Source organism: Ottowia oryzae (assembly GCF_003008535.1).
Classification (GTDB): domain Bacteria; phylum Pseudomonadota; class Gammaproteobacteria; order Burkholderiales; family Burkholderiaceae_C; genus Ottowia; species Ottowia oryzae.
Genome location: NZ_CP027666.1, coordinates 1,787,501 through 1,807,911 on the forward strand (window position 1 = coordinate 1,787,501; position 20,411 = coordinate 1,807,911).

Sequence of the window (20,411 nt, forward strand, 5' to 3'; positions counted from 1 at the left end):
GATCGAAGTCCCAGTAAACGGCGGCCGTAACTATAACGGTCCTAAGGTAGCGAAATTCCTTGTCGGGTAAGTTCCGACCTGCACGAATGGCGTAACGATGGCCACACTGTCTCCTCCAGAGACTCAGCGAAGTTGAAATGTTTGTGATGATGCAATCTCCCCGCGGAAAGACGGAAAGACCCCATGAACCTTTACTGTAGCTTTGTATTGGACTTTGAACAGATCTGTGTAGGATAGGTGGGAGGCTTTGAAGTGTGGTCGCTAGATCGCATGGAGCCAACGTTGAAATACCACCCTGGTGTGTTTGAGGTTCTAACCTAGGTCCCTTATCGGGATCGGGGACAGTGCATGGTAGGCAGTTTGACTGGGGCGGTCTCCTCCCAAAGTGTAACGGAGGAGTTCGAAGGTACGCTAGTTACGGTCGGACATCGTGACGATAGTGCAATGGCATAAGCGTGCTTAACTGCGAGACTGACAAGTCGAGCAGATGCGAAAGCAGGACATAGTGATCCGGTGGTTCTGTATGGAAGGGCCATCGCTCAACGGATAAAAGGTACTCTGGGGATAACAGGCTGATACCGCCCAAGAGTTCATATCGACGGCGGTGTTTGGCACCTCGATGTCGGCTCATCTCATCCTGGGGCTGTAGCCGGTCCCAAGGGTATGGCTGTTCGCCATTTAAAGAGGTACGTGAGCTGGGTTCAAAACGTCGTGAGACAGTTTGGTCCCTATCTTCCGTGGGCGCTGCAGATTTGAGAAAGCCTGCTCCTAGTACGAGAGGACCGGAGTGGACGCACCTCTGGTGTACCTGTTGTCACGCCCGTGGCATCGCAGGGTAGCTAAGTGCGGAAGAGATAACCGCTGAAAGCATCTAAGCGGGAAACTCGTTTCAAGATGAGATCTGCCGGGGCCTTGAGCCCCCTAAAGAGTCGTTCAAGACCAGGACGTTGATAGGCTGGGTGTGGAAGTGCAGTAATGCATTAAGCTAACCAGTACTAATTGCTCGTGCGGCTTGACCCTATAACTTTGATCAATCGATCAGGTGTTATGCCAAGTGACGCCAATCAAAACAAACTGATTCACTCTATGAATTCGTCGCCCTGACCTAGTCAGGCCGGCAAAAAGTTATGCCTGATGACCATAGCAAGGTGGTACCACTCCTTCCCATCCCGAACAGGACAGTGAAACGCCTTAGCGCCAATGATAGTGCGGATTCCCGTGTGAAAGTAGGACATCGTCAGGCTATTACAGCAGCAAACGCCCAGTCAGCAATGACTGGGCGTTTTGCTTTTGGGGGTGAAAATCCGCCGTCTGATGCCCGTGTTCAATGTTTCAATTGTGACCGGCTGCGAATTGATTGCGTTTTGGCCAGTCGCTCTACGACACAGGTCGTCTTGGTGCTCGTCGTCTCGTCGCGCGGTGAACACCCCTGAGCGCTATGATGCTGAGTACCTTCAACTCTGCATGTAGGAGCATCCGTGATTCTTCAAGGAAAAACCGCCCTGGTGACTGGGTCTACCAGCGGCATCGGCTTGGGCATCGCTATTGAGCTGGCCAAACAGGGCGCAAACATCGTCATGAATGGGTTTGGTGACGTGGACGGTGCCAAGGCGCAGATCTCCGCGCAGGGTGTCAAGGTCGAGTACCACGGCGCTGACATGTCCAAACCGGCCGAGATCGAGGACATGATGAACTCGGCTACGGCCGCTTTCGGCGGTGTCGATGTGCTGGTGAACAATGCCGGCATCCAGTTCGTGTCCAACGTTGAGGATTTTCCGACGGAGCGCTGGGACGCGATTATTGCCATCAACCTCTCTTCAGCCTTTCACACGACGCGCTTGGCGCTTCCCCACATGCAGCGGCAGAAGTGGGGACGGATCATCAACATCGCGTCCGTCCACGGGCTGGTGGCGTCAGCGGGTAAGTCCGCTTATGTTGCAGCCAAGCATGGTTTGGTCGGACTGACGAAAACCGTGGCACTCGAGACGGCCAAGACCGGGGTGACCTGCAATGCCATTTGTCCGGGCTGGGTGTTGACCCCTTTGGTGCAAAAGCAGATCGACGATCGCGCTGCGCGGGAGAAGATCAGCGCGGAAGACGCCACGCGTGAGTTGCTTCAGGAGAAGGAGCCGTCCTTGAAGTTCACCACGCCAGAGCAGCTGGGTGGACTGGCGGTGTTCTTCTGCTCGCCTGCCACGGACAACGTGACGGGGCAGTCCTGGGCGTCCGATGGCGGCTGGAGCGCTCAGTAAACCGGATCAATTGATAGAAATCCCGGCTGGCGCAGTCGGGATGTGCGCTTCCTGCTGCGTAATATATAGCGTTACCGGTTGGCATTGCACGCGCGGTGGCACAACCGAACGCTATGAATAGCGCTGTCGCGCGGCACGCAACGCCGGTCGACTAAATGTCACGGCTTGGCCGGGCGTTATGGTTTTCCTGGGCCTCAGAAGATAGCCAGGCGAGGCGCGTCTTATTTACAATCCGCGACTCACTTGACGTTCCCTATGTTCTATCAGAAGACCCACGAAGGTAAAGCTGCGTTGCGTGAGCGCGCGGCGCTGAGCCTGCGTGAACGTCAGGTCATGGTGCTGTTCAACGGCAATCGGTCGATGGCGGACCTGGTCGATCTGTTCGGCGAAAGCGTGGGTGTCGATGTCGAACACCTGAGACGCCGCGGTTTGATCGTGTTGCAACCCGGCCCGGCGCGACCGCCCGCAGCGGCAGCCTTCAGCGACTTGGCCGAGCCCGATTTGCCACCGCCGACGCAGTTTCTGGCCAGTACGATCGACGCGACTCTACCGTCGCTGGACATACCCGCCTCCGTGCCACGCATGTCCCTGGATCAGCTGACGGCACTGGCCGATGTGCCTCCGCCAAACTTCGCCGCACTGGCCGGCCACAAGGACGATGAGCTTGCGGCGGATGAGCCGCCCCGTCGCGGTTTCAAGAAGGGGCAGCTGGCTGCGGTGGTCAACGGGATCGACGCCGAGCACATGCCCCAGCGGTCCGCCCTGGCGGCGCAGATCTACATGACGCAGGTGTTGATGGCGCTCGCCACCGACGCGGCCACCCAGCTGATCGAGACCAGCGGCGACGTGCGCCACGACGTTGATGTGCTCCTTTACCTGGCGCAAGGCCTGGGCCACACCTATGCGGTGGCGGGTGAGGACGTGACGCTGCGTGTGGCCATGCGTGTCAGCCGCTTGTTGCCCGAGCGCGAGGTACCGATGCTGCTGGATTGCACGCTGGATTACACGCCCAGCGGTTTCAGCGTGCTGCTGTATGAATTCGTTCTGGCGGGCCGTGAAACCAGTTTTTGACCTGCGGCGGGTCCCAAGCGGCGCGCATCATTCCTCAGCTGACGCCCCATCTGTCGACCGGCGCCGCCTCAATGCGTTGGCAGCTCAGCGCCATGTCTGAAGCCTAAGCTCCGTCCACTCGGGCCGCATTCCAGCGCTGCCACTCTGGCCCGCAGGCAGCATCGATCTCAATAATCTCGGCGCGCCACGGATGAGGCAGTTGCAGCGATTGCGCGTGCAGCCACAGGCGCTGCATGCCCACCCAATTGGCGACGTCGCGGTTGAGTGGCCCTTTGCCGTGGGTGGCATCGCCCAGGATGGGGTGCGACAGGTGCTTGCAATGCCGCCGCAGCTGGTGACGGCGCCCGGTGTCGGGCATCAGCGCGACCAGGGCGCACCGCGTCTGGCTGAAAGCGCCATAGGGGATGGGCAGGGCGTACGTCGATAAACGCTGGAAATGCGTGACGGCATCCTGCACCTCGGTGGCGCTGCTGGTGCGGCGAGCATCGTCCAGCATCCGTTTCAGCGGATGGTCGATGCGCCCAGCTTCGGGCGGCCAGCCGCGCACCATGGCCAGGTAGCGCTTGCGGATCCCGTTGCTAGCAAAAAGAGAGCTGGTGGCGCTGGCTGTATCTGCGTCAAGCGCGAAAAGCAGCACGCCGCTGGTGCCTTTGTCCAGTCGGTGAACGGGCCAGACCGGCTGGCCGATCTGGTCGCGCAGCAGTTGAACGGCAAAGCGCGTCTCACCCGCGTCCAGGCCGGTGCGGTGCACCAACAGGCCGGCTGGCTTGTCGATGGCGATCAGGTGCGCGTCTTGGTACAAAATCGGCAGCATGCTCTTTGTATTGTCTCCGGCCAAAGCGCTGGACTATGAAAGCCCGCTGCCCGAAGCGGTGCCGCACACCAGCCCGGAGTTTGCCAAGCCCGCGGCCGAACTGATCGACGTGCTGCGCGCCTATTCGCCGCAGCAGGTGGCGCAGTTGATGCACCTGAGCGACCCGCTGTCGGCGCTTAACGTGGCGCGTTATGCGGCCTGGCGCCCGCGCTTCACGGCCAGCAATTCGCGCCAGGCGGTGCTGGCCTTCAACGGCGACGTGTACGGCGGCTTGCAGGCGCGCAGCCTGTCGCCCGCTGAGCTGGAATGGCTGCAGGCGCACCTTTGCATCTTGAGCGGCCTGTACGGCGTGCTGCGCCCGCTGGACTGGATGCAGCCCTACCGGCTGGAGATGGGCACGGCGCTCAAGACCGACCGCGGCGCCAACCTCTACGAATTCTGGGGCGACCGGCTGACCGCGTATTTCAACCGCCGCCTGGCCGCAGAAACCACCCCGGTCTTGGTCAACCTGGCGTCGCAAGAGTATTTCAAGGCGGTGCAGCGCAAGGCCATCAAGGCGCGGGTGATCGATTGCGTGTTCGAGAATGAAAAAGACGGCCAGTACAAGGTGATTGGCATCTACGCCAAGCGCGCGCGCGGCCTGATGGCGCGTTACGCGGCGCAGCACCGCATCACCCACCCGGGCGGGCTGGAAGGCTTCGACCTGGAAGGCTACGCACTGGCCCCCGCCGTTTCCACCCCCGAGCGCCTGGTCTTCCGGCGCAAGCAGTGACGCCATGAGCCAACAAATCACCCCCGAACTCCGCAGCTGGATCATTGCGCAGGCCCAGGCCGGGCACAGCGCCGAATCGGTGTTGCAATCCATGAAGGCCTCAGGCTGGGACGAAGACGTGGCCGTCGACGCGATGGAAACCACCCTGCGCGGCCACCTGGAGGCGCAGTCGGCCCAGCCCAACCTGCCGCCCGCTGTGCCGGTGCCCGAGCCCGATGTGGCCAACGCACCCTTGTACCTGGACGGTGGCGATCGCCAGGTGGCGGTGCTCAGCGTGATGGCGGCGCCCCGCATCGTCGTGTTCGGCGGCTTGCTCAGCGACGAAGAATGCGATGCGCTGATGGAAGCTGCCCGCCCGCGCCTGCGCCGCTCGCTCACCGTGGCGACCAAGACCGGCGGCGAAGAAATCAACGCTGATCGCACCAGCCAGGGCATGTTCTTCCAGCGCGGCGAGAGCGACTTGGTGCGCCGCATCGACGCGCGCATCGCCAAGCTGGTCAACTGGCCCGAGGTGAACGGCGAAGGCATCCAGGTGCTGCAGTACGTGCCCGGCACCGAATACAAGCCGCACTACGACTACTTCGACCCGGCCGAGCCCGGCACGCCCACCATCCTGCAACGCGGCGGCCAGCGCGTGGGCACAGTGGTCATGTACCTCAGCGAGCCCGATAACGGCGGCGGCACGGTCTTCCCCGACGTGCAGCTCACCGTGGCGCCCAAGCGTGGCAACGCGGTGTTCTTCAGCTACGACCGGGCCGACCCGTCCACTCGCACGCTGCACGGCGGCGCGCCGGTGACGGCGGGCGAGAAGTGGATCGCCACCAAATGGCTGCGCGAGCGCGAGTTCGTTTGAAACCGCACGCGCATCCCATTCTGAGTGAATTGGCCCTCTGGCGCAGGTGCCACCAGCGCTGGAAGCTATGAAAATTGAAGCAAACGGCCTTCAAATTGAGGTGGAAGACACCGGCGGCAGCGGCACGCCCGTGCTGTTGGTGATGGGCCTGGGCGGCCAGCTGATCCACTGGCCCGCCGCGCTGGTGCAATCGCTGGTGGATGCGGGCTACCGCGTGATCCGCTTCGACAACCGCGACAGCGGGCTGTCCACGCACTTCACGCAGCACGGCGCGCCCGCCATTCCCTGGATTGCGTTGCGCGCCTGGCTGGGCGCCAAGCCGCGGGCGCCGTACGCGCTTGCCGACATGGCGGCCGACGCCTTGGGCGTGCTCGATGCGCTGGGCGTGCAGCGCGCGCACATCGTGGGCCTCAGCATGGGCGCCATGATCGCGCAGCGCGTGGCGCTGGCCGCGCCGCAGCGGGCGATCAGCCTCAGCTCGGTGATGGGCAGCAGCCGGGCGCGTGGGCTGTCGCGCCCGCAAGGCCACGTGCTGCGGCTGTTCATGGCCCGCCCCGGCGCCAAGGACGAAGCCGCGCTGATGGCCTTCTACACGCGCTTTCTCAGGGCGATCAGCAGCCAGCGCTTTGCGCCCACCGACGAATCGCTGCAGGCGGTGTTTCGCGCCACCGCGGCGCGCCACCCGCCCAATACGGCCGCCACAATGCGGCAATTGGCCGCCATCCTGACCGACACGGGCCGCGCCGAGCAGCTGGCGCACATCCGCACACCCACGCTGGTGCTGCACGGCGCCGACGATCCGCTGGTGCCGCTGGACGGCGCGCAAGACACGGCGCGCCGCATCCCCGGCGCGCAGCTGGCCGTGGTGCCCGACATGGCGCATGACCTGGCCCCCGCGCCCCACCCGGAAATCCTCCGCCGCGCGCTGGCGCACCTGCTGCCCTTCCTGCAGTCGGTCGATGCGCAGGCAGCTTGAAGGCGTTCGCATGACTTCACCGCACACCCCGCAAGATTCACTGCTGGGCAAAGCCAGCGGCTACGCCGACCAGTACGACGCGGCGCTGCTGTTCCCCATCCCCCGCGCGCCGCAGCGCGCCAGCCTGGGCATCGGCTCGCAGCCGCCGTTTTTTGGCGCCGACTTGTGGACGGCGTTTGAGCTGTCGTGGCTGAACGCGCGCGGCAAACCGCAGGTGGCCGTCGCCCACATCATGGTGCCGTGCGAAACCACGCACATCGTCGAAAGCAAGTCCTTCAAGCTGTACCTGAACAGCTTCAACGGCACCGCGTTCGCCAGTGAACAGGAAGTGCGCCAGCGCATTCAGGCCGACGTCAGCGCCGCCCTGTGGCAAGGCGGTGCCGTGCAGTCGTCGGCCAGCGTGCGCCTGGTGTTGCCGGCCGACTTTGACCGCGAGCCCATCCACGAGCTGGATGGCCTCAGCCTCGACCGTTTGGACGTCGATTGCGACCGCTACCAGCCCGCGCCCGATCTGCTGACCGCCGCTTTCGACGAGCAGCCCGTAGAAGAAACGCTGACCAGCCAGCTGCTGAAAAGCAATTGCCCGGTGACCGGCCAGCCCGACTGGGCCAGCGCGCAAATCCGCTACGCCGGCCCGCAGATCGACCAGGCTGGCCTGCTGCGCTACATCATCAGCTTTCGCAACCACAGCGATTTTCACGAGCACTGTGTGGAGCGCATGTTCACCGACATCTGGCAGCGCTGCCGGCCCACTAAGCTGACGGTGTACGCCCGCTACACACGCCGCGGCGGCCTGGACATCAACCCCTGGCGGACCAGCCACCCCGGCGCACTGCCGCCGAATGTGCGCACGGCGCGGCAGTAAGCGCGGCCGTTACGGCGCGCGCGGCTGACGCCCCGCCTTGGCCGCTTGCGCCGGGCGTTGAATCATTCGCCGAAGTACTTGAGATCAACCAGCGGCGGGAATTCACCCGCCCGCTTTTCCTTCATCGCCTTCACCGATTCCTGCACGTTGCGCGTGCTCCAAACCGCGCCCTGTAGCCAGCCCATCTGGCGCAGGCTGTCTTCCACGCTGTGGTCGCGCGCGTAGTGCAGCACCTGCTTGGTGCCCCAAATGGCCACGGGCGGCTTGGCGGCGATTTCCTGGGCGCATTGCAGCGCGGCAGCCAGGCAAGCCTCGGGCGTGTCGAACACGTCGTTGACCAGCCCGTGCGCCGCCGCCTTGGCGGCGCTCAGGCGGCGGCCGGTGTAGGCCAGCTCTTTGACCAGCGCCATCGGCAGCAGCTTGGGCAGGCGCTGCAGCGTGCCCACGTCGGCCACCATGCCGATGTTGATTTCCTGCACGCAGAAGAACGCGTCGGCCGTGGCGTAGCGGATGCAGCCGGCCGTCACCAGGTCCACCGCGCCGCCCACGCAGGCGCCCTGGATGGCGAAGATCACCGGCATGCGCAGCGATTCCAGCAGGGAGAAAGTGGCCTGCATGTCGCCCAGCAGGTCGAACACGGCGGCGCGGCCCTCGGCGGTCTGGTCGTCCAGCTGCAGGCTGCCCTGGAACACGGCCAGGTCCATGCCCGCGCAAAAGTGCTTGCCCTCGCCCGAGATGACCAGCGCGCGCGCTTCGCCGCTGCGGTGCAGGTGCTTGAGCGTGCGATCCAGCTCGCCCCAGAACACCGGGTCCATGCTGTTCATGCGCTCGGGGCGGTTCAGGCGAAGGTGCGCGACGTGCTTGTCCAGCGTCAGGGCAAAGCGCGTCAATGGGGGCAGGGCGGTGTCGGTCATGGCGCCAATGTAGGGCAACGGTGGCGCTGCGGGCAGGGTGCGCCGTCGCGCGGGTGACGGGGTGGGCGCAGCGTTGGTGCGGCGCTGGCGCGGTGCGGGCGACGTATCGTTATAGTTTTTGTAGCGGCTCGCGCAGATGGTGCGGGCGCCAAAGCCATAAATCTGCCATCAAAACAGGCTATATTGGGGTTTGGCGCTGCCCGATGCGGTGGCGCACAGAGCGGCCAGGCGCTGGCAACGCGGGCCACACCAACATGGTTTCCTTGAATTGGGGGCGTTGTGTGAAGGTGCTCAAGCTATCGGCACAGGGTTTGCCGCAATCGTGGATTTCGCTGGAACAGGCGGTTATTCATTACGCGGCGGAAGAAGTGCGCTGGGAAGTCGGCCAGACGGTGGCCACGTTCCGGGGTGGTCACAACGGGCGCACGGGCGAGCAGTCGATCATCACCGTCAACAGCATCATCGGCACCAAGGGCGTGCCCGGCATCAACCCCTTCGACCTGCGTCCGGGGTTGACCAACGCCAAGCTGTTTGCGCGCGACCGCAACATCTGCGCCTACTGCGGCGACGAGTTTGCCGAGGCCGATTTAACGCGCGAGCACATCATCCCTTTTGCGCAAAACGGCCGCGACGGCTGGATGAACGTGGTGACGGCCTGCCGCGCCTGCAACCACCGCAAGAGCGACCGCACGCCCGAGCAGGCGCACATGCCGCTGCTGTACACCCCGTACGTGCCCACGCTGTGGGAAGACTTCATCCTGCGCAACCGGCGCATCCTGGCCGACCAGATGGAGTTTCTGATGGCGCACCTGCCCAAATCCTCGCGCCTGTACGCCTAGCGCGTGCGGCGCATCACGCCGCAACTGGCCCCCGCCGAGCGCGCGCGCCGCCGCGGGCATACTGCGGCGCATGCCTCGACTCCTCTTTTTCTGCGGCCACGCGGGCACTGGCAAGACCACGCTGGCCAAGCAGCTCATTGCGCCGCTGATGGCGCGCACCGGTGAATCTTTCTGCCTGCTGGACAAAGACACGCTGTACGGCGGCTACAGCGCAGCGGTGATGCGCGCGCTGACGGGCGACCCGAACGACCGCGACAGCCCCACCTACCTGCAAAACCTGCGCGAGCCGGAATACGCCGGCCTGATGGCCACCGCGCGCGAAAACCTGGCCCTGGGCGTGAACGTGATCGTGGTGGGGCCGCTGTCGCGCGAGATTCGTGCCCACTTGCTGACCGACCGCGCCTGGCTGGGCGTGGAAGGCGACGTCACCGTGCGCGTGGTCTGGGTGCATCTGGACGAGGCCGAAGCGCGCCGCCGCATCACCGCCCGGGCCAACCCCAACGACGCATGGAAGCTGGCGCATTGGGGCGACTACCGCACCCGCCTGTTCATGCCAGATCCGGCGGACTACCCGGAGCTGACGCTGTTCGACAACACCGGCGCCACGCCCGCGCAGGTGGATGCGCTGCTGGCGGACCTGCTGGGTTCAAACTAAGCGCCAAGAGCCAAATCAGGCTCTGGCGCAGTTGCAGCCAGCGCTGGCAGCTATCAAAACAATAGTATTTGGCGCGTCCGGCACGTCGCGCGAATCAGCTCGCCTGGCCAGGGTCTGCCGTGTCGGCGCGCTCGGGCACGCGGTGGCTGTCGTCGGCCAGCTGCCAGAAGATGGCGGCCGAGGTCATCGTCAGCACGCCGATCGTGACCAGCGCCCCGCGAAACACCGACACGGCCTGCGGCCCCGCGTCCACCGCGCCAAACCAGCCTGAGAAAGTGCTCAGCAGCGCGGCGGCCACGCTCACGCCCAGGCTCATGCCCAGCATCTGCACCATCGACATCAGGCTGTTGCCGCTGGACGCGTGGCCGGGCCCCAAATCCTTGAGCGTGACGGTGTTCATCGCCGTGAACTGCATCGAATTGACGGCGCCAAACGCCGCCAGCTGCAGGATGCGCAGCCACAGCGGCTGCGAGGGCGTCATCAGCGCGAAGCTGGCGATCATCAGGCCCAGCGCCAGCGTGTTGAACACCAGCACGCGCCGGTAGCCCAGGCGCACCACGATGCGCGTCACCACCCGCTTCATGCCCATGCCCGCCAGCGCCATGGGCAGCATCAGCATGCCCGCGTGCGACGGGCTGTAGCCCATGGCCAGCTGCATGAGCAGGGGAATCATGTACGGCATGGCGCCTGAGCCGATGCGCGCAAACAGGTTGCCCAGCAGCCCCACGCGGAAGGTCTGGATCTTGAACAGGCTGGGCGGAAACAGCGGCGCCGGCGTGCGCAGCGCGTGCAGCCAATACGCCGCCAGCGCGGCCAGCCCCATCATCAGCAAGGCCACCACCACCGCGTGCTGCAGCCCGAGCGAGCCCACGCCATCCAGCGCGATGGAAATCGCCAGCATGGCCACCACCAGCATCACGTAACCCGAGAGGTCGAAGCGCGTCAGGTCGCTGCCGCGAAAGTCGGGCATGAAGCGCAGCGTGGTCCACAGGCCCACCGCGGCCACGGGAAGGTTGATCAGGAAGATCCAGTGCCAGGAGGCGTACTGCACCAACCAGCCGCCCAGCGTGGGCCCGACCAGCGGCCCAATCAGGCCCGGGATGGCAACGAAGCTCATCGCCTCCAGGAATTTTTCGCGCGGAAAGGCGCGCAGCACCGTCAGGCGCCCCACCGGCAGCAGCATGGCGCCGCCCGTGCCTTGCAGGATGCGCGAGGCGGTCAGCTCGGTCAGCGTGCGCGACATGGCGCAGGCGCCCGAGCCCAGGGCGAACAGCACGATGGCCAGCATGAAGACGCGCCGCGTGCCAAATCGGTCGGCCAGCCAGCCCGTGGCCGGAATCACCGTGGCCATCGCCAGTGCATACGACACCACCACCGCCTGCATGCGCAGCGGGCTTTTGCCCAGGCTGCGCGCCATCGCCGGCAAGGCGGTGTTGACGATGGTGGCGTCCAGCGTCTGCATGAAAAAGCCGATGGCGACCAGCCACAGCAGCAGTCGAGAAGAGGGGGCGCTGGTCTCAGTATTCATGCGTCAGAAGCGCCGGATAGCGCGCGGCCATGATAGCGGCGCACTCCGTTGGGCGCTCGGGCGCCCCCGGGCCGCTGCCAGCCCAGCGCGGTCTTTGGAGATGCCGGGCACGGGCCGGGCGCCGGCGCGCGCGGGCTGTCCTAGCCGCGCTGGGCCCAGCGCGTGGCATTCGCCTGACTTGTAGATTCGAACGACTGTGCTTTTATATCCACACTGGGGGTAGCATGCGTCGACACCGCGGCGGCCGCGCAGTATGCTGGCTTCGGTCATTGGACAAGCATTACCCACAAGGAGACATCGATGAAACGCACCACTTTCCAAGCCGGCCTGATCGCCGCCACCATGCTCGTTTGCGCCGGTTCGGCCCAGGCCCAGAAAGCTGGCGACTGGGTGTTCGGCGCAGGCGCGCTGGGCTACCTGCCGCAAGACAAGACAACGCCGCTGCGCTTCGTCAGCCCCGTTGATCGTGAGTTGCCCGGCTCTGGTGCCGACGTGAAAAACGCCGTCACGCTGGGCATGAACCTGCACTACTTCGTCACCGACAACTGGGCGGTGGAAGGCGTGCTGGGCGTGCCGCCACGCATCAAGCTGGACGGCGCCGGTACGTTGGCCCCGCTGGGCCAACTGGGCAGCGCCCGCCTGTACGCACCGACGTTGCTGGGCAAGTACTTCTTCGGCAACGCCGATGACAAGCTGCGCTTCTCAGCCGGTCTGGGGGTGACCTACTCCAAGTTCAGCAGCGTGCGCCTGGACAGCGGCCTGCAGAACGCCCTGGGCGGCGCGCTGGGCATGCCCCCCGGTATGTCCACTACAACGGCCAAGATCGGCAGCAAGTTTGCCCCGGTGCTGAACGTGGGTGTGAACTACGCGTTTACCAAAAACCTGGGCATGACGTTCTCGGTCTCCTACATCCCTATGAAGACCAAGGCTACGCTGACTACCAGTGTCGGTGGCAACACGGTGGCGGTTTCTCAGACCCGCGTGCGCCTCGACCCGATCGTGCCCTTCCTGTACCTGACCTACAAGTTCTGACGGCCCTTTCGGGGTGCGACCCACTCGGTGGGTTGCCCTCACAGGCATCAAAAAGCCCGCGCAGTGCGCGGGCTTTTTTGTGGCCGGCCGACAGCCGTTGCAGCCGGGTCAGGCGAACACGCCTGCGCTTTCGGTCATGCGCTCATTCACCTCGCCCAGGTGGTGCAAGGTGTCGCCGTAGGTCATTTCCAGCTGGGTCAGGTGCTTGAAGTAGTGGCTGCCGGCGTATTCGTCGGTTACGCCAATGCCGCCGTGCAGCTGCACGCCTTGCTGGCCGACGAAGCGCAGAGATTGACCCAGCTGCACCTTGGCGCGCGACAGCGCCTGGCGGCGTTCGGCTTCGTCCGCGCCCAGCTTCAGCGTGGCGTAGTAGCTCATGCTGCGGGCCAGCTCCAGCTGCATCTTCATGTCCGACACGCGGTGGCGCAGCGCCTGGAAGCTGGCGATGGTCACGCCGAACTGCTTGCGCTGGTTCATGTAATCCACCGTCATCGACAGAAAGCGCTCCATCGTGCCTACGCCATCAGCGCACACGCAGGCGATGCCCACGTCCACCGCGTAGCTCAGCGCGGCCAGGCCATTGGTGGTGACCAGGGTGGCAGGCGCGTTGTCCAGCTGCACGTCGGCGGCGCGGGATTCGTCCTGCGTGAGGTAGCCGCGCGTGTGCACGCCCGCCGCGCCGCGTTCCACCAGGAACAGGGCCAGCTGGCCTTCCAGCATGGCGGGCACCAGGAAGGCGTCGGCCTGGTCGCCAGCGGGAACTATGTTTTTGATAGCTGTTACCGCATAGCCGGCGCCGGCCTGGGTGGCTTTGGCTTCGCACACGTCCAGGCGGTAGCGCGCCTTGCGCTCTTGGTGGGCCAGCACCACCAGCGCCTCGCCGCTGGCGATCTTGGGCAGCCACTGGGCTTGGACGGCCTCGTTGCCATAGGCGCCGATGGCGGCGCTGGTCACGAAGGCCTGGATCAGCGGCTCCATCACGATGCCCTTGCCCAGCTCTTCGAGCACCACCATGGCTTCCACCGGGCCCATGCCCAGGCCGCCGTGGTCTTCGCTGATGTAGATGCCGGTCAGGCCCAGTTCGGCCAGTTCGTTGTACACCGCGCGGTCAAAGCCGCCTGCGGCCACGATGCGCTGGCGGCGCTCGAAGCCATAGCTTTTTTCAACCCACTTGGCCACCGCGTCGCGCAGGGCCTGCTGGTCGTCGGAGAAATCGAAATCCATGTTGTGTGTCTCCTGCGTTCAGCCCAGCACGGTTTGCGCAACGATGTTGCGCTGCACTTCGTTGCTGCCGCCGTAAATCGTCGTCTTGCGCATGTTGAAGTAGTTGGGCGCGAGTGTGGCGTTGGCGACTTCGCCGCCAGGAAAGCCCTTGAGTGCCGCCACCGCAGCCTGATCGCCTTGCCAGCCGGCTTCCATCGCCTCCCAGATGTAGGGCAGGCTGTAGGGGCCAGCGGCCAGCATCATCAGCTCGGTGTAGCGCTGCTGGATTTCGCTGCCCTTGATCTTGAGCAGGCCGGCGATGTCCAGCGAGTTCTTGCCGCTCTTTTCGGCCGACAGTACGCGCAGCACCAGCATTTCCAGTGCAACGATGTCCACTTCCAGCAGCGCGATCTGGTCGCGAAAGCGCTGGTCGCCCCACAGGCCTTCGGCCTTGGCGATGCGTTTGAGGCGCTCCAGCTCGCGCTTGGCGCGGTTCACGTCGGCGATGTTGGTGCGCTCGTGGCTCAGCAAGTGCTTGGCGTACGTCCAGCCCTTGTTTTCTTCGCCAATCAGGTTCTCTACCGGCACTTCGACGTTGTCGAAGAACACGTCGTTCACCTCAGGCTCGCCATCCAGCAGCTTGATGGGGCGCACGCTCACGCCGGGCGACTTCATGTCGATCAGCAAGAAGCTGATGCCGGTCTGCGGTTTGCCCTCGGTGCTGGTGCGCACCAGGTTGAACATCCAGTCGCCAAACTGGCCCAGCGTGGTCCAGGTTTTCTGGCCGTTGACGATGTATTTGTCGCCCTGGCGCTCGGCGCGGGTGCGCACCGAAGCCAGGTCAGAGCCGGAGCCGGGCTCGCTGTAGCCCTGGCTCCACCACACTTCGCCGCTGCCGATGCCGGGCAGGAAGCGCTTTTGCTGCTCGGGCGTGCCGTAGGCCATGATCACCGGCGCCACCATCACCGGGCCAAAAGGCACGATGCGCGGCGCGCCCGCCATGGCGCATTCCTCTTCAAAGAGGTGCTTTTGCACGGCCGTCCAGCCAGGGCCGCCGAACTGCTTGGGCCATCCGTAGCCCAACCAGCCCTGCTTGCCCAGGATCTTGGCCCAGCGCTGCATGTCGTCGCGCGTCAGGCGCTGGGCCTGAAGCACTTTGGTGGAAATATCCGCCGGCAGGTTTTGCTTGACCCAGCTGCGGATCTCGTCCCGGAAAGCCAGTTCTTCAGGGGTGAATGCCAAATCCATAACAGTCGTCTCCTCAGCCTGTGGTTGTAGCACGCTCGCTCGCCATCTTGCGTCCGGCCGGCGACAGTGGCGCGCCAAGTCGGCGCACCGAGCCCGCAGGCCCGTTTTCTGCGCCTTCGGCACGATCCAGGGCGAGCCACTTCCCCCACGGCGACGGATTGCTTAAAGAATAGGCATCGCCCGCCAGCCCAACGCTGGCGCCGCCTGCCAGACTTGTCCCTGAAGTTTTCAACAGCTCAGCCCACAGCGGCTGGGCATAAGTGACAGGCGCGTGACGGCGCGCTTGGCGCCCTTGGGCCAAGACCCCTCAGCCATCCCCACTTAACACGCTGGCCATCGCCATTCACGATGCCTTCCGGTCGATTTGATGGGAAAATCCGGCCAAGACTTCTTGAACCAAGACGCCCCGTTGCCCGCCGTGAGACTCTCCGAACGCAGCTTTGCCCGCCGCATCGACCTGATCAGCCTTCAGCTGTTCGTGGCCGTGTGCGAGGCCGGCAGCATCGGCAAGGCGGCCGAGCGGGAATTCATCGCCGCCTCGGCCGTCAGCAAGCGTCTGGCCGACCTGGAGGCGGCGCTGGGCACCCCGCTGCTGTACCGCCACGCGCGCGGGGTGGATCTGACCCCCGCCGGCCAAAGCCTGCTGCACCACGCGCGCAACGTGCTTTACGGGCTTGAAAAGATGCAGACCGAGCTGGGCGAATACGCCGACGGTGTGCGCGGCCATGTGCGGGTGCACGCCAGCATTTCGGCCATCGTGCAGTTTCTGCCGGACGACCTGGGCCGCTTTGCGCGCGCGCACCCGCAGGTCAAGATCGACCTGGAGGAGCACCTGTCGGGCGACGTGGTGCGCGCCGTACAAGAGGGCGCGGCCGACCTGGGCATCTGCAACGCCAGCGCCCTGAGTGCGGGCGGCACCACGCTGCAAACCCTGCCGTACCGCCAGGACGATTTGGTGCTTGTCGTGCCTGCAGCGCACGCCCTGTCTGCGCAAGCAGCTATCAATTTTGTAGATTCACTGGACTACGACCATGTGGGCCTGCACGCCGGCAGCTCCATCGCGCTGGCCATGCACCAGGCGGCGGCGCGGGCTGGGCGCACCATCCGGCTGCGCATTCGCGTCACCGGGCTGGACGCCATGTGCCGCATGATCGACAACGGCCTGGGCGTGGGTGTGATGCCCGCGCGCGCCTTTGAGCTGATGCGCGCCGCCGGTGCGCTGCACGCCGTGCGCCTGACAGACGACTGGGCGCGGCGCGACATCCGCCTGATCGCCCGCGACTTCGCCACCTTGCCCGTGCCTGCGCGGGCGCTGGTCGATCACCTGCGGGCCGAGCCTGCGCCGGCGCTGGTGGCACAGCCCGCGCCCGCGCTGGCAGCACATCCGCCGCTGGCGCATGCCGCCTGAGCTTTTTTACCCACCACGATTTCCATTCCCACGAAGAACGAAGCCATGACCGCACGCACGCTCTACGACAAGATCTGGGACGAACACGTCGTCCACACCGAAGAAGACGGCACCGCCATCCTCTACATCGACCGCCACCTGGTGCACGAAGTCACCAGCCCGCAGGCGTTCGAGGGCCTGCGCGAAGCCGGCCGCAAGGTCTGGCGCGTGAGCAGCATCGTCGCCACCGCCGACCACAACACGCCCACCACCGGCTGGGAGCGCGGCTACGACGGCATTGACGACCCGATCAGCAAGGAGCAGGTCACCACGCTCGACGCCAACATCCGAGAAAGCGGCGCCGCGGCTTTCTTCCCCTTCCTGCACCAGCGCCAGGGCATCGTGCACGTGATCGGGCCCGAGAACGGTGCCACGCTGCCCGGCATGACCGTGGTCTGCGGCGACAGCCACACCAGCACGCACGGCGCCTTCGGCGCGCTGGCGCACGGCATCGGCACCAGCGAGGTCGAGCACGTCATGGCCACGCAGACGCTGCTGGCCAAGAAGGCCAAGAACATGCTGATCCGCGTGAACGGCCGGGCCGCGCCGGGCGTGACCGCCAAGGACATCGTGCTGGCCATCATCGGCAAGATCGGCACCGCCGGCGGCACGGGCTACACGATTGAATTTGCCGGCGACGCCATCCGCGCCCTGAGCATGGAAGGCCGCATGACGGTGTGCAACATGGCGATTGAAGCCGGCGCCCGCGCCGGCCTGGTCGCCGTGGACGACAAGACCATCGAATACGTGAAAGGCCGCCTGCTCGCGCCCGGCACCGATGCCGCCAGCGGCAAGTTCGTCGGCGGCCCCGAGTGGGATCAGGCCGTCGCCTACTGGAAGACGCTGCACTCCGACCCCGATGCCAAATTCGACACCGTGGTCGAGCTGGATGCCGCACAGATCGTGCCCCAAGTCACCTGGGGCACCAGCCCCGAGATGGTGCTGGGCATCGACGGCCGCGTGCCCGACCCGGACAAGGAAAAAGACGCGAACAAGCGCGGCGCCATCGAACGCGCGCTGACCTACATGGGGCTGGAGCCCAACAAGGCACTGGCCGACGTGCACATCGACAAGGTGTTCATCGGCAGCTGCACCAACAGCCGCATCGAGGACATGCGCGAAGCCGCCGCCGTGGTCAAGAAGCTGGGCCAGAAAGTGGCGGGCAACGTCAAGCAGGCGCTGGTGGTGCCGGGCTCGGGCCTGGTCAAGAAGCAGGCCGAGGCCGAGGGGCTGGACAAGATCTTCACCGCCGCCGGCTTTGAATGGCGCGAACCCGGCTGCAGCATGTGCCTGGCCATGAACGCCGACCGGCTGGAGCCCGGCGAGCGTTGCGCCAGCACCAGCAACCGCAACTTCGAAGGCCGCCAGGGCAATGGCGGGCGCACCCACCTGGTCAGCCCCGCCATGGCGGCGGCGGCGGCCGTGCACGGGCACTTCGTCGACGTTCGGCGTTTTGTCTGACGCGCCAAACGCCGGGGAATTTGATACGCTGAGGGCCTCTGTACTATTTATTACAAGGAGCTTCTCATGCAACGCATCGTTCCCCTGCTGCTGGTTTCTGCCGTCGTCGCCCTGAGCGGCTGCGGCAACACCTGGAGTGGCGCCAAGCAGGACACCAGGAAGAACACCGGCACCGTGACCAACGCGGTGGGCACCGGTTTGGAAAAAGCCGGTGACGGCATCGAGAAAGCCGGCGAAAAAGTCAAGGAAACCGGCAAGTAAGCCACCTGCTTCGCGCACCCCACGGTGGGTGCGCGTACGGTGGCGATTTCAGGATCTTTCAACCCAAGGCATCATGGAAAAGTTCACCGTACACCAGGGCCTCGTGGCCCCCATGGACCGGGAAAACGTCGACACCGACGCCATCATTCCCAAGCAATTCCTCAAGTCGATCCGCAAGACCGGCTTTGGCCCCAACCTCTTTGACGAGTGGCGCTACCTGGATCACGGCGAGCCCGGCATGGACCCGGCCAGCCGCAAGCCCAACCCCGAATTCGTGCTGAACCTGCCGCGCTACGCGGGGGCCAGCGTGCTGCTGGCGCGCAAGAACTTTGGCTGCGGCTCCAGCCGCGAGCATGCCCCCTGGGCGCTGCAGCAATACGGCTTTCGCGCCATCCTGGCGCCCAGCTTTGCCGACATCTTCTTCAACAACTGCTTCAAGAACGGCGTGCTGCCCATCTTGCTGGAGGGCAGCGTGATCGCCCAGCTGTTCGACGAAGTGGCCGCCTTCCCGGGCTATGAGCTCACGGTCGATCTGCCTCGCCAGGTGATCGTCAAGCCCGACGGCGCCGAGCTGCCTTTTGACGTGCAGCCGTTTCGCAAATACTGCCTGCTCAACGGCTTTGACGACATCGGCCTCACGCTGCGCCAGCAAGACAAGATCAAGGCGTTCGAGGCCAACCGCCTGGCCACCAAGCCTTGGCTGGCGCATAGCTTGTGACATCCCCCTGAGCCGCTGGCGCGGCTTCCCCCTTCTTTGCCGCTGCGCGGGAAGGGGGACAACGCGAGTCCCGGCGCGGGTGCGGGCACCGCGTTTGCTGGTTTGGGTGCCACGGTGGGACGCTTGCGGGCAATCAGTGGTTCTTGGCCTTGCGATAAGCTCAGAGCGCTTTACCTGTCGTTTATCAATCCAATTGGCTGCCAGCGCTGGTCGCACTAGCGCCGGCAGCTATCAAAAGTAGAGTAAATCAACATGAAAATCGCAGTGTTGCCGGGTGACGGCATTGGGACGGAGATCGTGGCCGAGGCGGTGAAGGTGCTCAACGCGCTGGATCTGGGCCTGGAGATGGAGCAGGCGCCCGTGGGCGGCGCGGGCTACGAGGCCAGCGGCCACCCGTTGCCGCCCGCCACGCTCAAGCTGGCCAAAGAGGCCGACGCCGTGCTGTTCGGCGCCGTGGGCGACTGGAAGTACGACACGCTGGACCGCCCGCTGCGCCCTGAGCAGGCCATTCTCGGCCTGCGCAAAGAGCTGGGCCTGTTCGCCAACTTCCGCCCCGCCATCTGCTACGAGCAGCTGGTGGGCGCGTCCAGCCTCAAGCCTGAGCTGATCGCGGGGCTGGACATCCTCATCATCCGCGAGCTGACGGGCGACATCTACTTCGGCCAGCCGCGCGGGCGCCGCACGGCTACCGACGGGCACTTTCCGGGTGCCGAAGAAGCCTTCGACACCATGCGCTATTCGCGCCCCGAGATCGAGCGCATCGCCCACGTCGCCTTCCAGGCCGCACAAAAGCGCAGCAAGCGCGTGACCAGCGTGGACAAGGCCAACGTGCTGGAAACCTTCCAGTTCTGGAAAGATGTGGTCACCGAAGTCGGCAAGCAATACCCCGACGTCGCGCTGGACCACATGTACGTGGACAACGCCGCCATGCAGCTGGTCAAGGCGCCCAAGAAGTTTGACGTGGTCGTCACCGGCAACATGTTCGGCGACATCCTGAGCGACGAAGCGGCCATGCTGACTGGCTCGATCGGCATGCTGCCGAGCGCCAGCCTGAACGACAAGAAGCAGGGCCTGTACGAACCCAGCCACGGCAGCGCGCCCGACATCGCGGGCAAAGGCATCGCCAACCCGCTGGCCACCATCCTGAGCGCGGCGATGATGCTGCGCTTCTCGCTGGCCCAGCCCGAAGCCGCCGACCGCGTGGAAAACGCTGTCAAAGCCGTGCTGGCCGAAGGCCTGCGCACACCCGACATCTACAGCGAAGGCACCACCAAGGTCGGCACGCGCGAGATGGGTGAGGCGGTGGTCAAGGCGCTGAAGTAAGCGCTGCGCGGTTCGCTGCACCGGGGCGGCGCCTGTAGGCCCCCCGGTGCCCGAACCCGCGCAACCAGAACAAGCCCGCTGAAGGGGCGTCCGGGTCGATTCGATGCACGGCAGCCCTCCTCAGCGGGCTTTAATTTTTTGAGGCAAATGTGCCGCCAGCGCCCGCCCCATCAGCGCTG

19 protein-coding genes and 2 rRNA genes (1 of these 21 cut by a window edge) are annotated in these 20,411 nt (G+C 65.1%); 16 read left to right on the forward strand and 5 right to left on the reverse strand.

Annotated elements, in window-relative coordinates; all coding sequences use genetic code 11:
- The 4 genes from C6570_RS08300 to C6570_RS08315 all read left to right on the forward strand — a co-directional run.
- Positions 1-1,020: ribosomal RNA gene (locus C6570_RS08300) — 23S ribosomal RNA — on the forward strand; it begins 1,847 nt to the left of the window's first position.
- Between the two features lie 110 nt (positions 1,021-1,130).
- A 5S ribosomal RNA gene (gene rrf, locus C6570_RS08305) occupies positions 1,131-1,243 on the forward strand.
- A gap of 238 nt (positions 1,244-1,481) precedes the next feature.
- A complete protein-coding gene (locus C6570_RS08310) occupies positions 1,482-2,252 on the forward strand; it encodes a 3-hydroxybutyrate dehydrogenase (RefSeq protein ID WP_106704595.1) in 771 nt (256 codons plus the stop codon).
- A 255-nt stretch (positions 2,253-2,507) separates the two neighbouring features.
- Entirely contained in the window at positions 2,508-3,323 is an 816-nt protein-coding gene (locus C6570_RS08315; protein WP_106702786.1) for a hypothetical protein, read from the forward strand.
- Between the two features lie 103 nt (positions 3,324-3,426).
- On the opposite strand, the gene C6570_RS08320 is transcribed toward C6570_RS08315, so the two are convergent.
- Complete coding sequence (locus tag C6570_RS08320; protein ID WP_106702787.1) at positions 3,427-4,137, reverse strand: pseudouridine synthase; 711 nt, start codon at positions 4,135-4,137, stop codon at positions 3,427-3,429.
- On the opposite strand from C6570_RS08320, the gene yaaA reads away from it, so the two are divergent.
- From yaaA to queF, 4 genes are all read left to right on the forward strand, one after another.
- Positions 4,136-4,909 carry a peroxide stress protein YaaA gene (gene yaaA / locus C6570_RS08325; RefSeq protein ID WP_106702788.1) on the forward strand — a complete coding sequence of 258 codons (774 nt, stop codon included), beginning with the start codon at positions 4,136-4,138 and terminating at the stop codon, positions 4,907-4,909. The genes C6570_RS08320 and yaaA overlap by 2 nt on opposite strands.
- A gap of 4 nt (positions 4,910-4,913) precedes the next feature.
- Entirely contained in the window at positions 4,914-5,762 is an 849-nt protein-coding gene (locus tag C6570_RS08330) for a 2OG-Fe(II) oxygenase (protein ID WP_106702789.1), read from the forward strand.
- A 67-nt stretch (positions 5,763-5,829) separates the two neighbouring features.
- Positions 5,830-6,738 carry an alpha/beta fold hydrolase gene (locus C6570_RS08335; RefSeq protein ID WP_106702790.1) on the forward strand — a complete coding sequence of 303 codons (909 nt, stop codon included), beginning with the start codon at positions 5,830-5,832 and terminating at the stop codon, positions 6,736-6,738.
- 10 nt (positions 6,739-6,748) lie between these two features.
- A complete protein-coding gene (gene queF / locus C6570_RS08340) occupies positions 6,749-7,603 on the forward strand; it encodes an NADPH-dependent 7-cyano-7-deazaguanine reductase QueF (protein ID WP_106704596.1) in 855 nt (284 codons plus the stop codon).
- 62 nt (positions 7,604-7,665) lie between these two features.
- Here queF and C6570_RS08345 read toward each other — a convergent pair whose 3' ends face one another.
- Positions 7,666-8,517 (reverse strand): enoyl-CoA hydratase-related protein, encoded by an 852-nt coding sequence (locus C6570_RS08345; RefSeq protein ID WP_106702791.1) that lies wholly within the window; start codon positions 8,515-8,517, stop codon positions 7,666-7,668.
- A 281-nt stretch (positions 8,518-8,798) separates the two neighbouring features.
- On the opposite strand from C6570_RS08345, the gene C6570_RS08350 reads away from it, so the two are divergent.
- Complete coding sequence (locus C6570_RS08350) at positions 8,799-9,356, forward strand: HNH endonuclease (RefSeq protein ID WP_106702792.1); 558 nt, start codon at positions 8,799-8,801, stop codon at positions 9,354-9,356.
- 70 nt (positions 9,357-9,426) lie between these two features.
- Positions 9,427-10,011, forward strand: coding sequence for a P-loop nucleotide/nucleoside kinase family protein (locus C6570_RS08355; protein ID WP_106702793.1), 585 nt, complete (start codon positions 9,427-9,429; stop codon positions 10,009-10,011).
- A gap of 94 nt (positions 10,012-10,105) precedes the next feature.
- On the opposite strand, the gene mdtD is transcribed toward C6570_RS08355, so the two are convergent.
- Entirely contained in the window at positions 10,106-11,539 is a 1,434-nt protein-coding gene (mdtD, locus tag C6570_RS08360) for a multidrug transporter subunit MdtD (protein ID WP_106702794.1), read from the reverse strand.
- Between the two features lie 300 nt (positions 11,540-11,839).
- On the opposite strand from mdtD, the gene C6570_RS08365 reads away from it, so the two are divergent.
- Entirely contained in the window at positions 11,840-12,571 is a 732-nt protein-coding gene (locus tag C6570_RS08365; RefSeq protein ID WP_106702795.1) for an OmpW/AlkL family protein, read from the forward strand.
- A 108-nt stretch (positions 12,572-12,679) separates the two neighbouring features.
- Here C6570_RS08365 and C6570_RS08370 read toward each other — a convergent pair whose 3' ends face one another.
- Positions 12,680-13,795: an acyl-CoA dehydrogenase family protein gene (locus C6570_RS08370; protein ID WP_106702796.1), complete on the reverse strand. Its 1,116-nt coding sequence runs from the start codon at positions 13,793-13,795 to the stop codon at positions 12,680-12,682.
- 18 nt (positions 13,796-13,813) lie between these two features.
- On the reverse strand, positions 13,814-15,022 hold the full coding sequence (locus C6570_RS08375) for an acyl-CoA dehydrogenase family protein (RefSeq protein ID WP_106702797.1): 1,209 nt from the start codon (positions 15,020-15,022) through the stop codon (positions 13,814-13,816).
- A gap of 418 nt (positions 15,023-15,440) precedes the next feature.
- Between C6570_RS08375 and C6570_RS08380 the strand changes: the two genes are divergently transcribed.
- The 5 genes from C6570_RS08380 to leuB all read left to right on the forward strand — a co-directional run bounded on the left by C6570_RS08380 (position 15,441) and on the right by leuB (position 20,232).
- The gene (locus C6570_RS08380) at positions 15,441-16,430 is read left to right on the forward strand and encodes a LysR substrate-binding domain-containing protein (protein ID WP_106704597.1); all 990 of its coding nucleotides are present in this window, start codon (positions 15,441-15,443) and stop codon (positions 16,428-16,430) included.
- 45 nt (positions 16,431-16,475) lie between these two features.
- Positions 16,476-17,930, forward strand: a complete 1,455-nt coding sequence (gene leuC, locus C6570_RS08385) for a 3-isopropylmalate dehydratase large subunit (RefSeq protein WP_106702798.1) — start codon at positions 16,476-16,478, stop codon at positions 17,928-17,930.
- Between the two features lie 66 nt (positions 17,931-17,996).
- The gene (locus C6570_RS08390; protein ID WP_106702799.1) at positions 17,997-18,191 is read left to right on the forward strand and encodes a pyrrolo-quinoline quinone; all 195 of its coding nucleotides are present in this window, start codon (positions 17,997-17,999) and stop codon (positions 18,189-18,191) included.
- Between the two features lie 73 nt (positions 18,192-18,264).
- Positions 18,265-18,909, forward strand: coding sequence for a 3-isopropylmalate dehydratase small subunit (leuD, locus tag C6570_RS08395; protein ID WP_106702800.1), 645 nt, complete (start codon positions 18,265-18,267; stop codon positions 18,907-18,909).
- 252 nt (positions 18,910-19,161) lie between these two features.
- A complete protein-coding gene (gene leuB, locus C6570_RS08400; RefSeq protein WP_106702801.1) occupies positions 19,162-20,232 on the forward strand; it encodes a 3-isopropylmalate dehydrogenase in 1,071 nt (356 codons plus the stop codon).
- The last annotated feature ends 179 nt before the right edge of the window (positions 20,233-20,411 follow it).

What these genes read in the sequence shown, in the direction of transcription:
- C6570_RS08315 (WP_106702786.1), top strand. Translation starts at nt 2,508, where the DNA reads ATGTTCTATCAGAAGACCCACGAAGGTAAAGCTGCGTTGCGTGAGCGC.
- queF (WP_106704596.1), top strand. Translation starts at nt 6,749, where the DNA reads ATGACTTCACCGCACACCCCGCAAGATTCACTGCTGGGCAAAGCCAGC.
- C6570_RS08320 (WP_106702787.1), bottom strand. Translation starts at nt 4,137, where the DNA reads ATGCTGCCGATTTTGTACCAAGACGCGCACCTGATCGCCATCGACAAG.
- yaaA (WP_106702788.1), top strand. Translation starts at nt 4,136, where the DNA reads ATGCTCTTTGTATTGTCTCCGGCCAAAGCGCTGGACTATGAAAGCCCG.
- leuB (WP_106702801.1), top strand. Translation starts at nt 19,162, where the DNA reads ATGAAAATCGCAGTGTTGCCGGGTGACGGCATTGGGACGGAGATCGTG.
- mdtD (WP_106702794.1), bottom strand. Translation starts at nt 11,539, where the DNA reads ATGAATACTGAGACCAGCGCCCCCTCTTCTCGACTGCTGCTGTGGCTG.
- C6570_RS08370 (WP_106702796.1), bottom strand. Translation starts at nt 13,795, where the DNA reads ATGGATTTCGATTTCTCCGACGACCAGCAGGCCCTGCGCGACGCGGTG.
- C6570_RS08390 (WP_106702799.1), top strand. Translation starts at nt 17,997, where the DNA reads ATGCAACGCATCGTTCCCCTGCTGCTGGTTTCTGCCGTCGTCGCCCTG.
- C6570_RS08355 (WP_106702793.1), top strand. Translation starts at nt 9,427, where the DNA reads ATGCCTCGACTCCTCTTTTTCTGCGGCCACGCGGGCACTGGCAAGACC.
- leuD (WP_106702800.1), top strand. Translation starts at nt 18,265, where the DNA reads ATGGAAAAGTTCACCGTACACCAGGGCCTCGTGGCCCCCATGGACCGG.
- C6570_RS08345 (WP_106702791.1), bottom strand. Translation starts at nt 8,517, where the DNA reads ATGACCGACACCGCCCTGCCCCCATTGACGCGCTTTGCCCTGACGCTG.
- C6570_RS08335 (WP_106702790.1), top strand. Translation starts at nt 5,830, where the DNA reads ATGAAAATTGAAGCAAACGGCCTTCAAATTGAGGTGGAAGACACCGGC.
- leuC (WP_106702798.1), top strand. Translation starts at nt 16,476, where the DNA reads ATGACCGCACGCACGCTCTACGACAAGATCTGGGACGAACACGTCGTC.
- C6570_RS08375 (WP_106702797.1), bottom strand. Translation starts at nt 15,022, where the DNA reads ATGGATTTGGCATTCACCCCTGAAGAACTGGCTTTCCGGGACGAGATC.
- C6570_RS08365 (WP_106702795.1), top strand. Translation starts at nt 11,840, where the DNA reads ATGAAACGCACCACTTTCCAAGCCGGCCTGATCGCCGCCACCATGCTC.
- C6570_RS08330 (WP_106702789.1), top strand. Translation starts at nt 4,914, where the DNA reads ATGAGCCAACAAATCACCCCCGAACTCCGCAGCTGGATCATTGCGCAG.